We start from the raw sequence: 15,430 nt of genomic DNA, 5'->3' as shown, positions 1-15,430 counted from the left end.
CGTTTCTCCTTCATCATCCCTTCCCACGGATATGAAGCCAATAGCTTAACAGACTATGCGCAATTGCCAAGGGCGGCGGCGCAATAAAGGGCGCATTTTCATCACCGTTCATCGCGGCGCGGACTTCTGCCTCGCTTACCCAAATCGCATCTTCCAATTCTTCCACATCCAAGACAATTTCACGGCTGTCCGCTTGACCAATAAAGCCCATCATCAATGAAGAAGGAAATGGCCATGGCTGGCTGGCGACATATTGAATGGAATGAAGCCGCACGCCGGCTTCTTCAAACATTTCGCGGGCCACCGCCCCTTCCAATGATTCACCTGGTTCGACAAATCCGGCAAGGGCGCTATATCTTTTGGGTGGGAAACGCGGCTGACGCCCCAATAATATATGCCCATCATGTTCGGCAAGCATGATGGTAACCGGATCAACACGGGGAAAATGTTCCGCGCCGCATCCGCCGCATTTACGCGCCCAACCGCATTTTATCACATGGCTTTGCCCGCCGCAAACCGCGCAAAATTGATGCCGATTATGCCAATCAATCACGCTGCGCGTGCTGGCATAAATGGCGGCATCCTTTGCGGACAAATGGGCAATTACCTGCCATAATCGGGGATTTGGATAGGGCGCAGCCTCCACCTTTTCTATCGCGGCAAATAAAGGGACATCCCCATCTAGGCCAAGGAATAATGGCACGGCATTATCGGGTAAATAAGCAAAGCTCGTCCATGACAAAGCGCCATCATCACCAATGACGGGATCAAGCCCCTGCATCTTTAATAATCGCGCATTGGGCCGCATCATTGCAACGCGCAATTTTTCTTCGCTCACCCTAATTTGGTCGGCGCGATCAAAAATTTCGCCTGTAAAACCAGGCAGAGGAAGCTCTTTTGGCCAATTTGCATTTAACGATATTATTTCCGTCATATTAAGCAGCTGTCGCCATCATTTTTGCCCTTAAATCGGTTAATACCCAATCGGTCAATCCATTTTGGAAGGGGTTTTTTTCGGTCATTAACTGGGTCATCCCGACAAGGCGCATTCCCGATTTCGTGTCCACCGCCGCGACCGTTCCGGCCGCCCCGCCCCAGCCATATTGACCGGCATTTGCACCAATTCCCGCACGGCCACCCGCGCCAAATCCTTGGGGCTCTTCCTGATTATTAAACCCTTTATAAACCACCCCTTCGGGCAATAAATTGGACATACCCAATTTCACCATGTCGCTGTCCATCACCTGAACATCATCAAATTTTCCGCCATTGGCCAGCATCGTTAAAAATCTGTCAAAATCGCGCGCAGAACTTATCAAGCCTGCTCCGCCAAAGGCAAAGGCGGGTTTATCCAAATAAATGGACGCGGATGCCGGATCAATGGGGATGAGCGCGCCGTTAAATCCGGCATAATTATCAACAAATCTTGACACCTTATCCGCTGGTAATTGGAAAAATGTGCTGTTCATTCCCAATGGATTGAAAATATTTTCTTGCAAAAATGCCTCAAAACTCATCCCACTGGCAAGGCCGATGACATGCCCCAATAAATCAAGGGAGATTGAATAGGACCATTTTGTCCCCGGCTCTGCGATTAAGGGCAGCTTCGCCAACCGCTTGGCAAAGGTGGCAATGTCGGGAACGGGCACGGCATTTTCAAATCCGGGCAGGGGAAAACGGCTGACCACGCCGGGTAAAATTCCGTTTTTCAAATATTCCTGCAGCAATGGCCCTTTGGTAATGATGGAATAACCAAGCCCCGCCGTGTGGGTCAACAAATGGCGCACGGTAATTTGCGTTTTTGCTGGCACACTATCCAAGCTATTTTCTGGATCGGTTAAAACGCGCATTTCGGCAAATTCGGGGATGAAATCCGAAATGGGTTGGTCCAGCCCCAATTTACCTTGGCCAATTAAAATCATCGCCGCCATGCCTGTTACCGGCTTTGTCATTGAATATACGCGCCATAGGCTGTCCATATTGACCGTGGATGTATCGCCAAATGATCGCCCGCCATAGGCCAAAACATCACTATCCCCCGTGCCAAAGCCGATGGAAATTAACGCATTTGGAATTTTCTTATCCGCCACCAATTTGGCCGACATTTTGGCAACGGTGGGATAATCGCTAGCCGCCATGGCGCGGGCAGGAAATGGCATGGCAAGCATGGCCGCGCTGGCCGCCGATAATGCCAAAAATGAACGCCTTGCAAAAGCGCTGCTGCCAATGGATTCCCCCTGAAAAGATGCCTCAATATTTTGGCGATATTGCGCCCTTTGCAATATGAAGGGATGTTTGGGATCAATATAGGCATCCATATTGGGCGCTTTGCCATAATCCGCATTAATAAAATCCATCTTTTCTCTCCTAATTATGTCATGCGGCCATTATTTAAGATGATAAATGCCGCCTTATTTCCTCTACTGCCTTTGAAAATAGGGTCGGCAGCCCCGCTTTGTCGAGTGTTTTTAATTGCCACCAATTGCCTTTATCCGTGATTAACGGGCGCACATCCCCTTGCCGTAAGGGCAGATGCAAAATCGCAATGTCGATATTTAGAGTGAAATGCGTAAAAACATGCCGAACCTGCTTGTTCAATATTTGCCAATCCCCCTGTTTCGGGGCGACTCCATCGCCATCTGCCGCCTTTGACCACCCATCATCGGGCAATGCCATCATGCCGCCAAGCATCCCTTTCTCGGCACGTTTTTCCAACCAAATATGCCCATCGCATATAATCGCAAAAACACGGCCCTTCCTTTGTGGTTTATGTTTTTTTGCGGCCTTAACAGGTAATTTTTCGGCAATATTTTTCGCCCTTGCCTCACAATATTTCTCTAATGGACAAATATTGCATTTTGGCGATTTTGCCGTGCAAATAGCTGTTCCCAAATCCATTATCGCTTGTGCAAAATCACCCGAATTGTCATTGGGCGTCATCCCTTCAGTTGCGGCCTTAATCAGCGGTTTTGATACGGGCAAAGCCGTTTCAATGGCGCATAGGCGGGACATAACCCGCTCAACATTTGCATCAACAATCACCTGCCTATGCCCAAATGAAATGGCGGAAATTGCCGCCGCGCTATATGGCCCAATTCCAGGCAGAGTTAATAAAATTTCCGCAGATTGCGGTAATTGACCATCAAAATTTTCGGCAATGGTTTTCGCGCATTTAATTAAATTTCGTGCCCGCGCATAATATCCCAGCCCCGCCCATTCAGCCATCACCTCCTCATCCTGTGCACCCGCCAATGCATTAAAATCCGGCCAACGCTGAATAAATGCGGCAAAACGCGGCAACACCGTCGCGACCGTGGTTTGTTGCAGCATAATTTCGGACAACCAAACATGATAGGGATTGGGCATTTCTCCCATATCCCTTTGCTGCGGCGTTATACGCCATGGTAAAATCCGGGCATGTTTCCGATAATAGGATAAAAGCGCATTACAAATATGCACATTATTTTCGTTTTGATGTTGGACGCGGACCATTGTTCATGTCATGATATAAATTATGGACAGCGACAAGAGCGATAAGCCAGAAAAGGCAAAAAAAACCAGCGTAAAGCGGGACGGCAAGGCCGTAAATAAGGCCAATTCCCCAAAAAAAGGGCATGGCAAAAAAAATGAATATCAACGCCCTCGCGGCATGGGCGTTCGTCAAATATCCGATTTAATGCCCGATATTGGCCGCGCGGCATTTCGCCGATTTGGTTTTGTGCAAAGCAGTATCGTCAGCCGATGGGATGAAATTGTCGGCGAAAAATATGCCGCCGTCTCTGCACCCGAAATGATCCGTTTTCCGCGCGGGCAGAAATCTGGCGGAACATTGGAATTAACGGTCATTGGCGCACACGCTCCCATGATGCAACATGTCATCCCCGTTATCATGGAAAGGGTGAACCGATTTTTTGGCTATAACGCCGTGTCAAAGGTGAAAATTGCCCAAGGATATGTTGCCCCGCCCAACCCCAATGAACGAAAGGCGAAGGCCGCCCCTATATTAAAACCCCTAACCCCCGAATTGGGCGACGGGCTGCGCTCCATTGGTGATCCTGAATTATCGGCAGTATTGCAATCTTTGGCGCAATCATTGGAAAATGCGTCAGGCAATCAGGATAAGCCCAAAAAATAATCATATCATATTCACACTAGCGAAAGTTTGAAATAAATATATAGATTGGCTTACATTATTGGGTCGATAATTTTTATGAAAAAACATCTTTTATTTTTAATGGCAGCAAGCAGCCTTTGCTTTGCCTCAACAGCCTTTTCGCAAGAAAATTCAGCATCACATGATAATGGACTTTCTTCACCTATAAATGCTAATGCAGAAAAAGATTTACAAGCAGAGGCACAGGCAGGATCTGCGATTAGCGCGCCGGATAATATTGTTGAAACATCGCCAGAAAATTGGAGTAAAATGGTCAATATATCGGCCATTGGCGGGCATATATTGGGCAATCCCGCTGCGCCGACAAAAATTGTCGAATATGCCAGCTACACCTGCGGTCACTGCGCAAATTTTGAGGTGAATGACGCGCCGACATTAAAATTAAAATATGTAGCATCGGGCAATGTCAGCTATGAAATGCGCAATTTGGCGCGCGATGCCATAGATTTGACGGCTGCGGTCTTGGCGCGTTGTGGCGGGCCAGAGAAATTTTTTGCCAATCATTATGAATTAATGTCGCGTTCGAAAATTTGGGGCACAAATGCCGCCAATATTTCGGAAGAAACCAAATTACAAAGCCAAAATCGCAATGTTACCGGCATGATGATTGGCGTGGCCAAAGATGTTGGCATGTTCCAATTGATGCAGATAAATGGATATAGCGAGGGGGAAATTATGGCCTGTTTAACCAGCACCCCATCCTATAATGCGGTTATCGCAATGACTGATCAGGCCAATTATGAGAAACAAATTAACGCCACCCCATCATTTTTGGTAAATGAGCAGCATAATAAACAAATATATGATCTTGCCAGCATGATCCCTTTTCTGCCAAAAGAATAGAAATTAGGCAATAATCCTTGCATTTGGTATATGAAATATGCCCTATTATGCGCCATATTATTTACCAAATTAAACCCAAATTAAATTTAGCCTATATTTTAGGAGAATGAAGTGAAGAAAATTTTATCCCACACAGCCATTGCCATTTTGGCGCTATCCCTCGCCTCTTGCGGGGGTAGTGACCAGAATAACGCCACCCTTGGCAAGGGTGAAACCGCCGCAAAGGTAGCCGCACCAGCAGGAACAAGCTGGTCCACAACCGTCGCGGAAAGCGCGGATGGCGGATATGTTATGGGCAACCCAAATGCGCCGGTTAAATTGGTGGAATATGGCGCGTTAAGCTGTGTCCATTGTAAGGATTTTGAAATTGCCTCTATGGAAGAGATGAAAAAAATGGTCGATACCGGCCAAATGAGCTTTGAATTTAGGAACTTCATGCTCGGCATTCATGATTTACCATCATCAATTTTAACCCGCTGTAACGGACCGGATGCATATTTTGGATTGACCGAGGCATGGTATGCAAATTGGGATGCCAATATGGCCAAATTGAAAACTGTGGATCAAAATAAATGGGCAGCTATTGGTAATTTACCTCCCGATCAACGTTTTGTCCAAATGGCCGATTTATTGGGCGTTGGCGAATTTTTCCAAACTGTCGGCGTCTCGGCGGATCAGGCAAAGGCTTGCCTATCCGATACAAAGGCGATTGATAAATTGATCGCGGTCACCAAAACCGCAAGCAAGGATAAGGGCGTTACATCAACCCCATCATTTTTCATTAACGGCGTGAAATTGGACGCCGCCACATGGCCGCAGGTAAAAGAAAAATTGCAGGAAGCCGGAGCACGATAACCACCAATGATGGGGGCGGTATCAATTCAAATATTCGGCCTGCTATATTATATAGCAGGGAAATATTGCCGCCCTCTTTTTGGCCAAATCATCACGGGCCAATCCCTATTCTGGATCAATTTATCTGGCCCTGAATATGCAAATTAAACGGTTAAAGCTTACCGGTTTTAAAAGCTTTGTTGAGCCTGCGGAACTGCATATTTTAAAAGGGCTAACCGGCATTGTCGGGCCAAATGGATGTGGAAAATCCAATTTATTAGAAGCGATAAGATGGGTGATGGGGGAAAGCTCCCCCAAATCAATGCGCGGCGGCGGGATGGAGGATGTCATCTTTGCTGGAACATCGACCCGCCCAGCACGAAATTTTGCCGAAGTTGCCTTAACCGCCGAACAATATGTCCCCGATGGGAAGGATGGCAGCGCCGAGGATTTAGAAGTCATCCGCCGAATTGAACGCGGCGCGGGCAGCGCATATCGCGCAAATGGCCGCGATGTTCGGGCCAAAGATATATCATTGATTTTCGCCGACGCCGCCACCGGTGCACACAGCCCCGCATTGGTCAGCCAAGGAAAAATTAGCGCGATTATCGCGGCAAAGCCTGCCGAGCGCCGCCAAATGTTGGAGGAAGCAGCCGGCATTTCCGGATTACATGTGCGGCGTAAAGATGCCGAACAGAAATTACGTGCGGCGGAGAGTAATTTATCAAAGCTGGATTTAATTTTATCCGAAATGGAATTGCGGGCCAGCAATTTAAAAAGACAAGCACGTCAGGCCGAAAAATATCGCAAATTGTCCGATCAAATTAAACAGGCCGAAGCAAAATTGATTTTTGTGCGGTGGAAAGAGGCAAAGTCCGCCGCAGATATTGCCAAAGCAGAGGCACAGGCCGCCGCCATTGCAGTGGAGGAGGCACATGCCGCGCATCAAAAATTATCCGCCCAAAATGATGAGGCGATTAAAAATTTGGCCAGTCAGCGTGCGCAATCATTGGCTGCGCGTGATGCCGTCAATGATGCCAGCCAAAATTTGGTGAAATTACAAGGCGAGGCAAATTTAGCCGCGCAAAAATTAAATGATTTAGAACGTCAACAGTTAAGATTGCAGGACGAATTAACCCGCGATGATAAAATGACGCATGATGCGGCCCAAAATTTGGATGATTCACGCAGCATGTTGGCCGATTTGACCGATGATTTAAGGGCAGAAGAAGCTGCGCGTCCGGCATTTGAAAAAGCATTGGCCAAATCAGAGGAAGATGTGCGCAAATATGATTTAAGCCATGCCCGCGCATTGGCCGACCAAGCACGGGTGGAGGCAGACATTCGCGTTGCCGATAATAGGGTTACGACGCTCCGCACGCAAATGGACCGATTATATTCGGCGCAACAAAGGGCATTATCGGCCAAGGCCGCCCTACCAGATATAGAAATATTGTCCCAAAATATTCAAATATTTGAAACCAATGCCGCACAAAATGAACAGCAATTACAAATCATTAATCAGCAAATTGAAGATATAGCCCAAAAGCGTAAAATCGCCGATGAGCAATATTATGAGGCACAGCGTCAACGGTCCAGCGAAGATAGCATATTGGCCGCATTGCAAAGCGAAAATAACGCCCTGTCCAAGGAAATGGCCCGTCAATCGCATGAAGGCGGCATCGTGCAAAAAATAACCGCGCAGCCGGGTTATGAAACCGCCTTGGCCAGTGTGATGGGCGATGATTTATTTGCCGAAATGGACGAAATAGCCGATCGGCGTTGGAGTATTTTTCCACATGATGCAAATGCCCTTGGCGTTGATTTTAATAGCATTGGCGCGGACAGGTTAATCCATTTTGTTGACGCTCCGTCCATATTGCACCGCCGATTGGCACAAATTATCGTCGCAGAGCATGACGATGGCCGCATATTGGATCAAGGGCAAAGATTGGTAACATTATCGGGCATCATGCGCCGATGGGATGGATTTATCACAAAGGGCGATGGCGCGATTATTGCGCGCAATTTGCAACAGGCAAATCGGCAAAAAACATTGCTAAAAGAAATAGAAACTGCCCAAAAAAAGGTGAATTTGGCCGAACAATCATGTTCGCAAATGGGCGATGAAATTGGCAAATTGTCCCGCATGCATGGCGACATTTCTGCCCAGAAAAACCAATGCGAAAATTTATATCGCACCGCATTGCGCGATGGGGATAAGGCCCGGTTGGAACATGAACGAATGTCTGGCAATATTAAAAGGTTAGATGAAGAAATTGCAGGCATAAGCACGGATATTGCCCCGATGCAAAGCGAATATGAGGAAGCAAAAAAAGCAAGAAATGCCCTGCCTTCCGCCGATTATATTCACCAGAAATTGGCCGAAATTTCCGTCCAATTGGATAATGGCCGCGCGGATTTACTGGCCCGTCAGGCCGCATTATCATCACAGGAACAACGCATTGCGCAAATAAAGGAAAAACGCGCGGTAACACAGGCCAATATCCGCAATTGGCAGGACCGCGCGGGCGAGGCGGAAACACGCATTGCCGCCATGAAATCTCAACTTGCCGATATAGAGGTGGAACGAGATATTTTATGTGAACGCCCCGCCTATTTACAGCGCGACATCATTGCCGAACAAACAAAGATGGAGCAGCGTCAAGAAAAATTGACGTTAATTTTGGAACAGGAAAATATGCTCCAAATTGCGGTAAAATCCATTGAGGGTGATCTGCACAAGGCCGCAGAAATTTTATCCAGTGCGCGCGAAGCCCGCGCGGGGGCACAGGCACGCGCCGAAAATCAGGAAAGCCGCCGGATTGAAATGGGCCGCATATCGGGTGAGCGTTTTTCATGTCCGCCGCCATTATTACCCGAAAAATTGGAATTTGATGAAAATTTATTGCGCGATGCCGCACATGAATCCGCAACATTGGAAAAGTTACAATCCGAACGCGAACGCATTGGCCCGGTCAACCTTGTCGCGGCGGATGAATTGGCCGCATTGGAGGATGATCAACATAGGGGCCGCAGCGAGGCAGAGGAATTGACGCTTGCCATCAATCAATTGCGCGGCTCAATAGGGTCGCTTAACCGCGAGGGGCGCGCCCGTTTACTGGCCGCATTTGAAGCGGTAAATGAACATTTCAGACGTTTATTCACCACTTTATTCAATGGTGGACAGGCGCATTTGGAATTGATTGATGATGAAGACCCATTACAGGCGGGGCTGGAAATTATGGCGCAGCCGCCGGGTAAAAAATTAACCTCGCTTACCCTGCTTTCCGGCGGGGAACAGGCATTGACCGCGGTCGCGCTTATCTTTGGGTTATTTTTAACCAATCCTGCCCCCATTTGCGTGTTGGATGAGGTGGATGCGCCATTGGATGATGCCAATATTGAACGATTTTGCGACCTGTTGGACGCAATGACCAAGGAAACCAACACAAGATATTTAATCGTGACGCATAATGCCGTGACAATGAGCAGGATGCACCGTTTATTTGGTGTGACCATGATTGAACAGGGGGTCAGCCGTTTGGTTTCGGTTGATTTGGGGCAGGCAGAAAATTTATTAACAAGTAACTAGAAACAAAGAATAAATTCATTAGGGAGGTTTCAAATGGACTATATTAAATTTTTCTTTTTCGGTTTAGTGATGAATTTTGTCATTGGTTTTGCGGTAAAGGCATATGCGTTCCACAATGACAAGCCGTTAAAAAGAGCAATATTAACCGCGTTGATGAGCATGGCCATCTGCATCGCCATTGCCATATTTATCAGCATGAAATTTAATGATATATATTCGACGGGCGCTCTTTTAATCGGATTATTGGCGGCCTATACATTGCCCGCATTGGTCCATTTTTTCATCCTATATTATCAATTTCAAATGGCATGGAGGCATAGCGACGAAGATGATATAGTAGAAAACCCACATTTGGAAGAACGCAAAATTGCGACTTTAGTGGCATCAAAAAATGTTGATGAAGCGCCCGAACTTTTTAAGCAGACATCCCAATTGTGATGCAAGCAAGCGCCATGAATAGGCCAAGCCCCGCATTTCGGCGAAATAAAATAATCGCATTTCGGCCATCGACATGCAGATGCAATAATTGCCATATCATATGCAGTGCAGCGGGAATTAACGCGGCCAACACCAAAATATGTGGCCGCACTGTCCAAAATGCGCATACCCAACAAATTATCGCCGCTGCATAAAAAATCGCCACACCAATGCGGATATTGCCCCCCATGCGCAGCGCGCTTGATTTAATCCCGACCAGCGCATCATCCTCCCTGTCCTGCATCGCATAAATGCTATCATATCCCACTACCCATGCCATATTGCCCAGATATAATAACCACATGGCCGCATTTGGCGTGCCCGCAATGGCCAAATATCCGACCAAACTGCCCCATGAAAAAACCATGCCAAGCCAGATTTGCGGCCACCATGTTATACGTTTCATCATGGGGTAAACCGCCACGGGAATGATGCTGATTAAGGCGGCTATTTGCGCCTCCACCCTTAATTGTAAGAGTACCAACAAACCGACAAGGCATAAAACGCCAAGCCATATATAGGCCGCGCGAACCGAAATAGTCTTTGCCGCCAATGGACGCGCGGCGGTGCGTGCAACCTGTGCATCCAAATCACGGTCGATAATATCATTTATCACACAGCCCGCCCCGCGCATGGCCGCTGCGCCCAATAAAAACCACAAAATTAACGGCCAAGCCAGCGCATCATTTATACGCCCGCCGGCAAGCCCCCATCCCCAAATACAGGGCCAAAATAGCAACCAAATGCCAATGGGGCGATCAAATCTTGCCAATAAACCAAGCGAACGAAATGGTTCAGATAAAGCGGCAATCCATCCGCCATCTTGGCTATCCTGCGGCATGATATTTTGCGCCGCAGCATCTGCCTTAATCTTATTTTTTGAAATGCTATCATTCATGACGCCTCATTATCAAATAATCATATGGCCGTCATGTGCTTAGTTTATAGGGCAATAGGATTTGCGCAATAAATTGCCCGCTTGATTTGCCCTATAAATTGACATAGCCAGTTTCCATGCCGCACGATAAGAACAGCCCGAAAAATATTGCCCGTTCCACGCCGCGTTTATATGTGGAAACGCCCATCATCATTGGCGGTACGCAAATTATAGATGGAAATGCCGCACAATATTTATTCACCGTCATGCGATTGGACATTGGCGATGCAGTTAAAATTTTTGATAATATAAATGGCGAATTTTTAGCCCACATTACCGCCAAATCAAAACGTCATGGCGCGATGCAGGTAAGTGAAAAAATAAAGGATAGAGAAAATGTCGCCAATTTATGGCTGTGTCAGGCCGCGATAAAAAGGGATAAATTTGACCTTATCGCCGAAAAATCCTGCGAATTGGGGGTCGATATTTTTCAGCCCATCATCACACAAAGATGCGTGGTGGATAAAATAAAACCCGATCGGTTGGCCAGCCGGATGATAGAGGCCGCCGAACAATGCGAACGAACTGCCCTGCCTCAAATATCCGACATGATGAATTTGACCGATATGTTGAAAAATTGGGATATGATAAACCCCGCGCCGCGTCATTTATTTTTTGCCGATGAGCGCAGCTTTGATGGCGGGATGCAGGCCATGCCAATGTTACAGGCATTTGGTAAATTTACCGGACCAGCGGCGATTTTAATTGGGCCAGAGGGCGGGTTTACCGACAGTGAAAATGCGCTGTTACGCGCCCAAGCCTTTACCATTCCCATAAGTTTAGGACCGTTAATCCTGCGCGCCGAAACCGCAGCCATGTGCGCAATTTCGGTGTGGATGGCCGCGCAATAGAATAGGCCTTGCCCATATAATTTACAAAGCCCATATAATTTACAAAATTAACTAAATTTGACATTATTTACATCGCAAATGCCTAGAAACTTGCAATTTTTATAATTAATAAACCTTTTGATGGCATATGTCATTCAAGACATAAAATGATGAAAGAAAAAATTAATTCTATAAACCCCGCAATTGCGGCAGGTAATATATTCAGATTAAATGATTTTACATCATTTTTCGGGCGTTTATTCTCGCCAAAAAACCTTGTCTTATCATTTTTATTTTTCGGCCTGATATTTGGTATCATTTTCCGCGCAGATGCTGATTTACGCACACCGTCTCCGCCCGGTTGGTGGGATCCCGATGGTGTGGCCTCTGGTCAAGATTGGCATTACCGTGTGCCGGTTACCCTGCCCGCCACTTCTTCGGTAAACAGCACAGCAAAAGTGAATGTCGATTTTGCCGTTTTAATGGCGCAATTGAGTATTTCGGGAAGTTTTGACATTAATTCGGTTCGGGTTGTTCGGCCCAATGGCACAATTGCCGCGGTTCAGGAATATACCGATACTATTTTTAATAATGCCACCGATGCCGCATCAAATAATCGTGGTGAGGTTAAATGGATTGTTCAAGATGGCGGCGCGCAAACCTATTATATCTATTTTGACATCACGCAAAATGGCACAAAAAGCGCCAATGCGCAGCCCGTTATTAACGGCAATTTTGAATTTTCTGCCACCGGACAGGAAGATCCAACCAACTGGTCCGGCACAAAAACAAATGCCAATTTTGATGCGCAGGTTCGCCCGAATGAAACTGTTTCAGTCACCACCGATGGCGCAAACCAAACACGCAGTACCAACGGCAATGCCAATAGCGGTAATTTTTCCTATTTGCTTGGTGCGCGGACAAATAATGAACCCGCCGCAGGCGCGCCCGCAACAACATTATCCCGCACCATCACCGTGCCAGCCACCAATCCGGGAAATATTACCATAAGATGGAAACCACAGGGTTGGGACGGCAGCGTCAATGGCGCAACGACCCAATGGGATTGGATTCGCGCGGAAATTGTAAATGGCGCGACCACCAACGAACTTATCGGGCCGACAGCAGGAAATTATGTCACCAACCCATTTTCACCCAATATGGGAACGGGCGCGGTCAGCGCCTCCGCCCCTGGCTATGGCCAATATAATGGTTGGGACACAACATCAACGGGCACACATACTGCAGGCATGACCATCGCACAGGGCAGCGAAAATTGGTTTACCGCCAATTTCTCCCTTGCCGCCTATGCCGGACAAACAATTACCATACAATTTCGTACATTTAACGCGACATTATATAAAAGCTGGTATTTAATTGACGATATTGAATGGTCAATTGTCAATGGCACTTTGGGAACAGCAGAGGCATTTGGCACGGTGATAACCGCGCCAATAGCGGGGGCATCATTTTACCCCGGCACCAATATGACCATTACCGCTCAGGTGGATGCCAACCCAAGCGCCGCCACCAACCCCATGACAGCCAACGTCTATGATAATAGCGGCGCTCTGGTCGCATCAAACATCCGTTTATATAATGATGGCACGCATGGCGATGTCACCGCCAATGACGCAATATGGACCAATAATGGCAGCGATTCGGGCAATCCAACCTATACTATTCCGGTTGTTTCCCCATCATCAAATTGGACAGTGCGGGTTTTTGCCAAAGATGCCAGCACCAGCACAAATGGCGCTGCGAATAATGGTTTGGCCAAAAGAAATTCCCTGCCCACCGCTCAAATAGAGGCAAATTATTGGAATATAGATGAAATATTATTTAATGTCATCGCCGCCAATTTTAATGTCACAAAAATAAATAATGTGTTGAGCGACCCAGTAAGCGCCAGTAACCCCAAAGCAATTCCCGGTGCAGTTGTGCGATATTGCATCACCATGACCAATGGCGGCGCCGCACCATTAACAAATTTATCGGCAACCGATACGATGCCCACCAATGTGACATATGTTGCAGGGTCAATGCGGTCCGGCGCATCGTGCGGCGCGGCCAGCACAGTGGAGGATGATAACAACACCGGCACGGATGAAAGCGACCCATATGGTGCGTCCATTTCCGGCAATGTCATTACCGCCGTCGCCCCGACATTGGCCGCCAGTACATCATTTGTTTTAACCTATACCGTCACGGTAAATTAACCCCCTTTCATAGCGGTTAAAAGCAATATAAGTTTCAAAGCGCTATTTAATGCTGGAAACTGTCATATTTGCTGCTTACATATATGATTATGAGCACAAGAAACATTTCACATTCAGATGACCCCTTCATCGAAAGCAAGGCCGATTTAATACAACCCATGGCCAATGGCGAAAAACCAATTGAACGATGGAAAATTGGCACTGAACATGAAAAATTCGTTTATTGCCGCGAAACTTTTAAGGCGCCATCCTATGATGAAGAAGGCGGCATTCGCGATATGTTAATCGCGCTGGGCGAATTTGGGTGGAAACCGGTTGAGGAAACCGCCCCCGATGGCACAGTCAATATAATCGCCATGTCGGGCAGTGACGGCACGGTTAGTTTAGAACCCGCAGGACAATTGGAACTTTCCGGCGCTCCATTGGATAATATTCACGAAACATGCGCCGAAACGGGCCGCCATTTGGCACAGGTAAAGGCAATAGGCGCAAAAACGGGAAAAGGTTTTTTGGGCATGGGTTTATGGCCCGACAAAAAACGCGAAGAATTGCCCATCATGCCAAAGGGGCGATATAAAATCATGTTAAACCATATGCCGCGTGTTGGCAGCATGGGATTGGACATGATGCTGCGCACCTGCACCATACAGGTAAATTTGGATTATTCGTCGGAGGCGGATATGGCCAAAAAATTCCGTGTCGGCCTTGCCCTGCAACCGCTGGCCACCGCATTATTCGCCAATTCCCCCTTTTTGGAGGGGCAACCAAATGGATTTACATCTTATCGCAGCCACATTTGGTCCGACACCGACCCCCACCGCACCGGCATGTTGCCCTTTGTTTTCGAAGACGGCTTTGGCTATGAACGCTATGTTGACTATATGCTCGATGTGCCAATGTATTTTGTCTATCGTAATGGACAATATATTGATGCAGCGGGATTAAGTTTCCGTGATTTTATGGACGGAAAATTATCCGTCTTGCCGGGGGAAAAACCACGGCAGTCCGATTGGACAGACCATCTTTCCACCGCATTTCCAGAGGTTCGTTTGAAATCCTTCCTTGAAATGCGCGGCGCGGATGGCGGCCCATGGAACCGCATTTGTGCACTTCCGGCATTTTGGGTGGGGTTATTATATGATGGCGCGGCATTGGACGCCGCGTGGGATTTGGTCAAAAATTGGAGCATGGAAGAACGCGAAAATTTGCGTAATAATGTGCCTAAAATGGGCCTTACTACCCCCGTTCCTGGTGGCGGCACTTTGCGCGAATTGGGCGCAGTGGTGATTAAAATTGCAGCAATGGGCCTTGCCAATCGCAATAGATTAAACAGCAGCGGCGATCATGAAGGCGGCTTTCTTGATCCCCTGCGCGAGGTGATAGCCACGGGTAAAACCCCCGCAGATCAGCTTTTGCAACGTTTTCATGGGCAATGGCATGGCGACATCAGCCATATTTATGATGAAATGAGCTTTTAAATTTAACCCAAGCATTTTTCACATTTACTAAATGACTTATTTC

General features: G+C 47.3%; 12 protein-coding genes. 8 read left to right on the top strand and 4 right to left on the bottom strand.

Features of this window, described 5'->3' with window-relative positions; all coding sequences use genetic code 11:
- Window positions 1-13: 13 nt before the first annotated feature.
- The 3 genes from nudC to LPB140_RS05100 are packed head-to-tail and all read right to left on the bottom strand — an operon-like array spanning window position 14 to window position 3,375.
- Window positions 14-934 carry an NAD(+) diphosphatase gene (gene nudC, locus LPB140_RS05110; RefSeq protein WP_072558931.1) on the bottom strand — a complete coding sequence of 307 codons (921 nt, stop codon included), beginning with the start codon at window positions 932-934 and terminating at the stop codon, window positions 14-16.
- 1 nt (window position 935) lies between these two features.
- Window positions 936-2,357 (bottom strand): serine hydrolase domain-containing protein, encoded by a 1,422-nt coding sequence (locus tag LPB140_RS05105; protein WP_156874143.1) that lies wholly within the window; start codon window positions 2,355-2,357, stop codon window positions 936-938.
- 34 nt (window positions 2,358-2,391) lie between these two features.
- Entirely contained in the window at window positions 2,392-3,375 is a 984-nt protein-coding gene (locus LPB140_RS05100; RefSeq protein ID WP_232223460.1) for an A/G-specific adenine glycosylase, read from the bottom strand.
- A 139-nt stretch (window positions 3,376-3,514) separates the two neighbouring features.
- Between LPB140_RS05100 and LPB140_RS05095 the strand changes: the two genes are divergently transcribed.
- The 5 genes from LPB140_RS05095 (at window position 3,515) to LPB140_RS05075 (ending at window position 9,884) form a co-directional block, all read left to right on the top strand.
- Window positions 3,515-4,135, top strand: a complete 621-nt coding sequence (locus LPB140_RS05095) for a DUF721 domain-containing protein (RefSeq protein ID WP_072558929.1) — start codon at window positions 3,515-3,517, stop codon at window positions 4,133-4,135.
- 75 nt (window positions 4,136-4,210) lie between these two features.
- Complete coding sequence (locus LPB140_RS05090) at window positions 4,211-5,017, top strand: thioredoxin domain-containing protein (protein WP_072558928.1); 807 nt, start codon at window positions 4,211-4,213, stop codon at window positions 5,015-5,017.
- 111 nt (window positions 5,018-5,128) lie between these two features.
- Window positions 5,129-5,872: a thioredoxin domain-containing protein gene (locus LPB140_RS05085; protein ID WP_072558927.1), complete on the top strand. Its 744-nt coding sequence runs from the start codon at window positions 5,129-5,131 to the stop codon at window positions 5,870-5,872.
- A gap of 136 nt (window positions 5,873-6,008) precedes the next feature.
- Entirely contained in the window at window positions 6,009-9,446 is a 3,438-nt protein-coding gene (smc, locus tag LPB140_RS05080; RefSeq protein ID WP_072558926.1) for a chromosome segregation protein SMC, read from the top strand.
- A 33-nt stretch (window positions 9,447-9,479) separates the two neighbouring features.
- A complete protein-coding gene (locus tag LPB140_RS05075; RefSeq protein ID WP_072558925.1) occupies window positions 9,480-9,884 on the top strand; it encodes a hypothetical protein in 405 nt (134 codons plus the stop codon).
- Here LPB140_RS05075 and ubiA read toward each other — a convergent pair.
- Window positions 9,862-10,821, bottom strand: coding sequence for a 4-hydroxybenzoate octaprenyltransferase (gene ubiA, locus LPB140_RS05070; protein WP_072558924.1), 960 nt, complete (start codon window positions 10,819-10,821; stop codon window positions 9,862-9,864). The genes LPB140_RS05075 and ubiA overlap by 23 nt on opposite strands.
- Before the next feature lie 116 nt (window positions 10,822-10,937).
- Between ubiA and LPB140_RS05065 the strand changes: the two genes are divergently transcribed.
- The 3 genes from LPB140_RS05065 (at window position 10,938) to LPB140_RS05055 (ending at window position 15,387) form a co-directional block, all read left to right on the top strand.
- Entirely contained in the window at window positions 10,938-11,711 is a 774-nt protein-coding gene (locus LPB140_RS05065) for a 16S rRNA (uracil(1498)-N(3))-methyltransferase (protein WP_072558923.1), read from the top strand.
- 146 nt (window positions 11,712-11,857) lie between these two features.
- The gene (locus LPB140_RS05060) at window positions 11,858-13,909 is read left to right on the top strand and encodes a DUF11 domain-containing protein (protein WP_072558922.1); all 2,052 of its coding nucleotides are present in this window, start codon (window positions 11,858-11,860) and stop codon (window positions 13,907-13,909) included.
- An 89-nt stretch (window positions 13,910-13,998) separates the two neighbouring features.
- Entirely contained in the window at window positions 13,999-15,387 is a 1,389-nt protein-coding gene (locus tag LPB140_RS05055; protein ID WP_072560418.1) for a glutamate--cysteine ligase, read from the top strand.
- Window positions 15,388-15,430 lie beyond the last annotated feature (43 nt).

Source organism: Sphingorhabdus lutea, assembly GCF_001889025.1.
GTDB lineage: Bacteria > Pseudomonadota > Alphaproteobacteria > Sphingomonadales > Sphingomonadaceae > Sphingorhabdus_B > Sphingorhabdus_B lutea.
The sequence above is the reverse complement of the archived record's forward strand: the minus strand, read 5'-3'. Positions and strand labels throughout refer to the sequence as shown.

Bases quoted from the DNA above. Each gene is read 5' to 3' on its own strand.
- nudC (WP_072558931.1), bottom strand. From the start codon at position 934: ATGACGGAAATAATATCGTTAAATGCAAATTGGCCAAAAGAGCTTCCT.
- LPB140_RS05105 (WP_156874143.1), bottom strand. From the start codon at position 2,357: ATGGATTTTATTAATGCGGATTATGGCAAAGCGCCCAATATGGATGCC.
- LPB140_RS05100 (WP_232223460.1), bottom strand. From the start codon at position 3,375: ATGGGAGAAATGCCCAATCCCTATCATGTTTGGTTGTCCGAAATTATG.
- LPB140_RS05095 (WP_072558929.1), top strand. From the start codon at position 3,515: ATGGACAGCGACAAGAGCGATAAGCCAGAAAAGGCAAAAAAAACCAGC.
- LPB140_RS05090 (WP_072558928.1), top strand. From the start codon at position 4,211: ATGAAAAAACATCTTTTATTTTTAATGGCAGCAAGCAGCCTTTGCTTT.
- smc (WP_072558926.1), top strand. From the start codon at position 6,009: ATGCAAATTAAACGGTTAAAGCTTACCGGTTTTAAAAGCTTTGTTGAG.
- LPB140_RS05075 (WP_072558925.1), top strand. From the start codon at position 9,480: ATGGACTATATTAAATTTTTCTTTTTCGGTTTAGTGATGAATTTTGTC.
- ubiA (WP_072558924.1), bottom strand. From the start codon at position 10,821: ATGAATGATAGCATTTCAAAAAATAAGATTAAGGCAGATGCTGCGGCG.
- LPB140_RS05065 (WP_072558923.1), top strand. From the start codon at position 10,938: ATGCCGCACGATAAGAACAGCCCGAAAAATATTGCCCGTTCCACGCCG.
- LPB140_RS05060 (WP_072558922.1), top strand. From the start codon at position 11,858: ATGATGAAAGAAAAAATTAATTCTATAAACCCCGCAATTGCGGCAGGT.
- LPB140_RS05055 (WP_072560418.1), top strand. From the start codon at position 13,999: ATGAGCACAAGAAACATTTCACATTCAGATGACCCCTTCATCGAAAGC.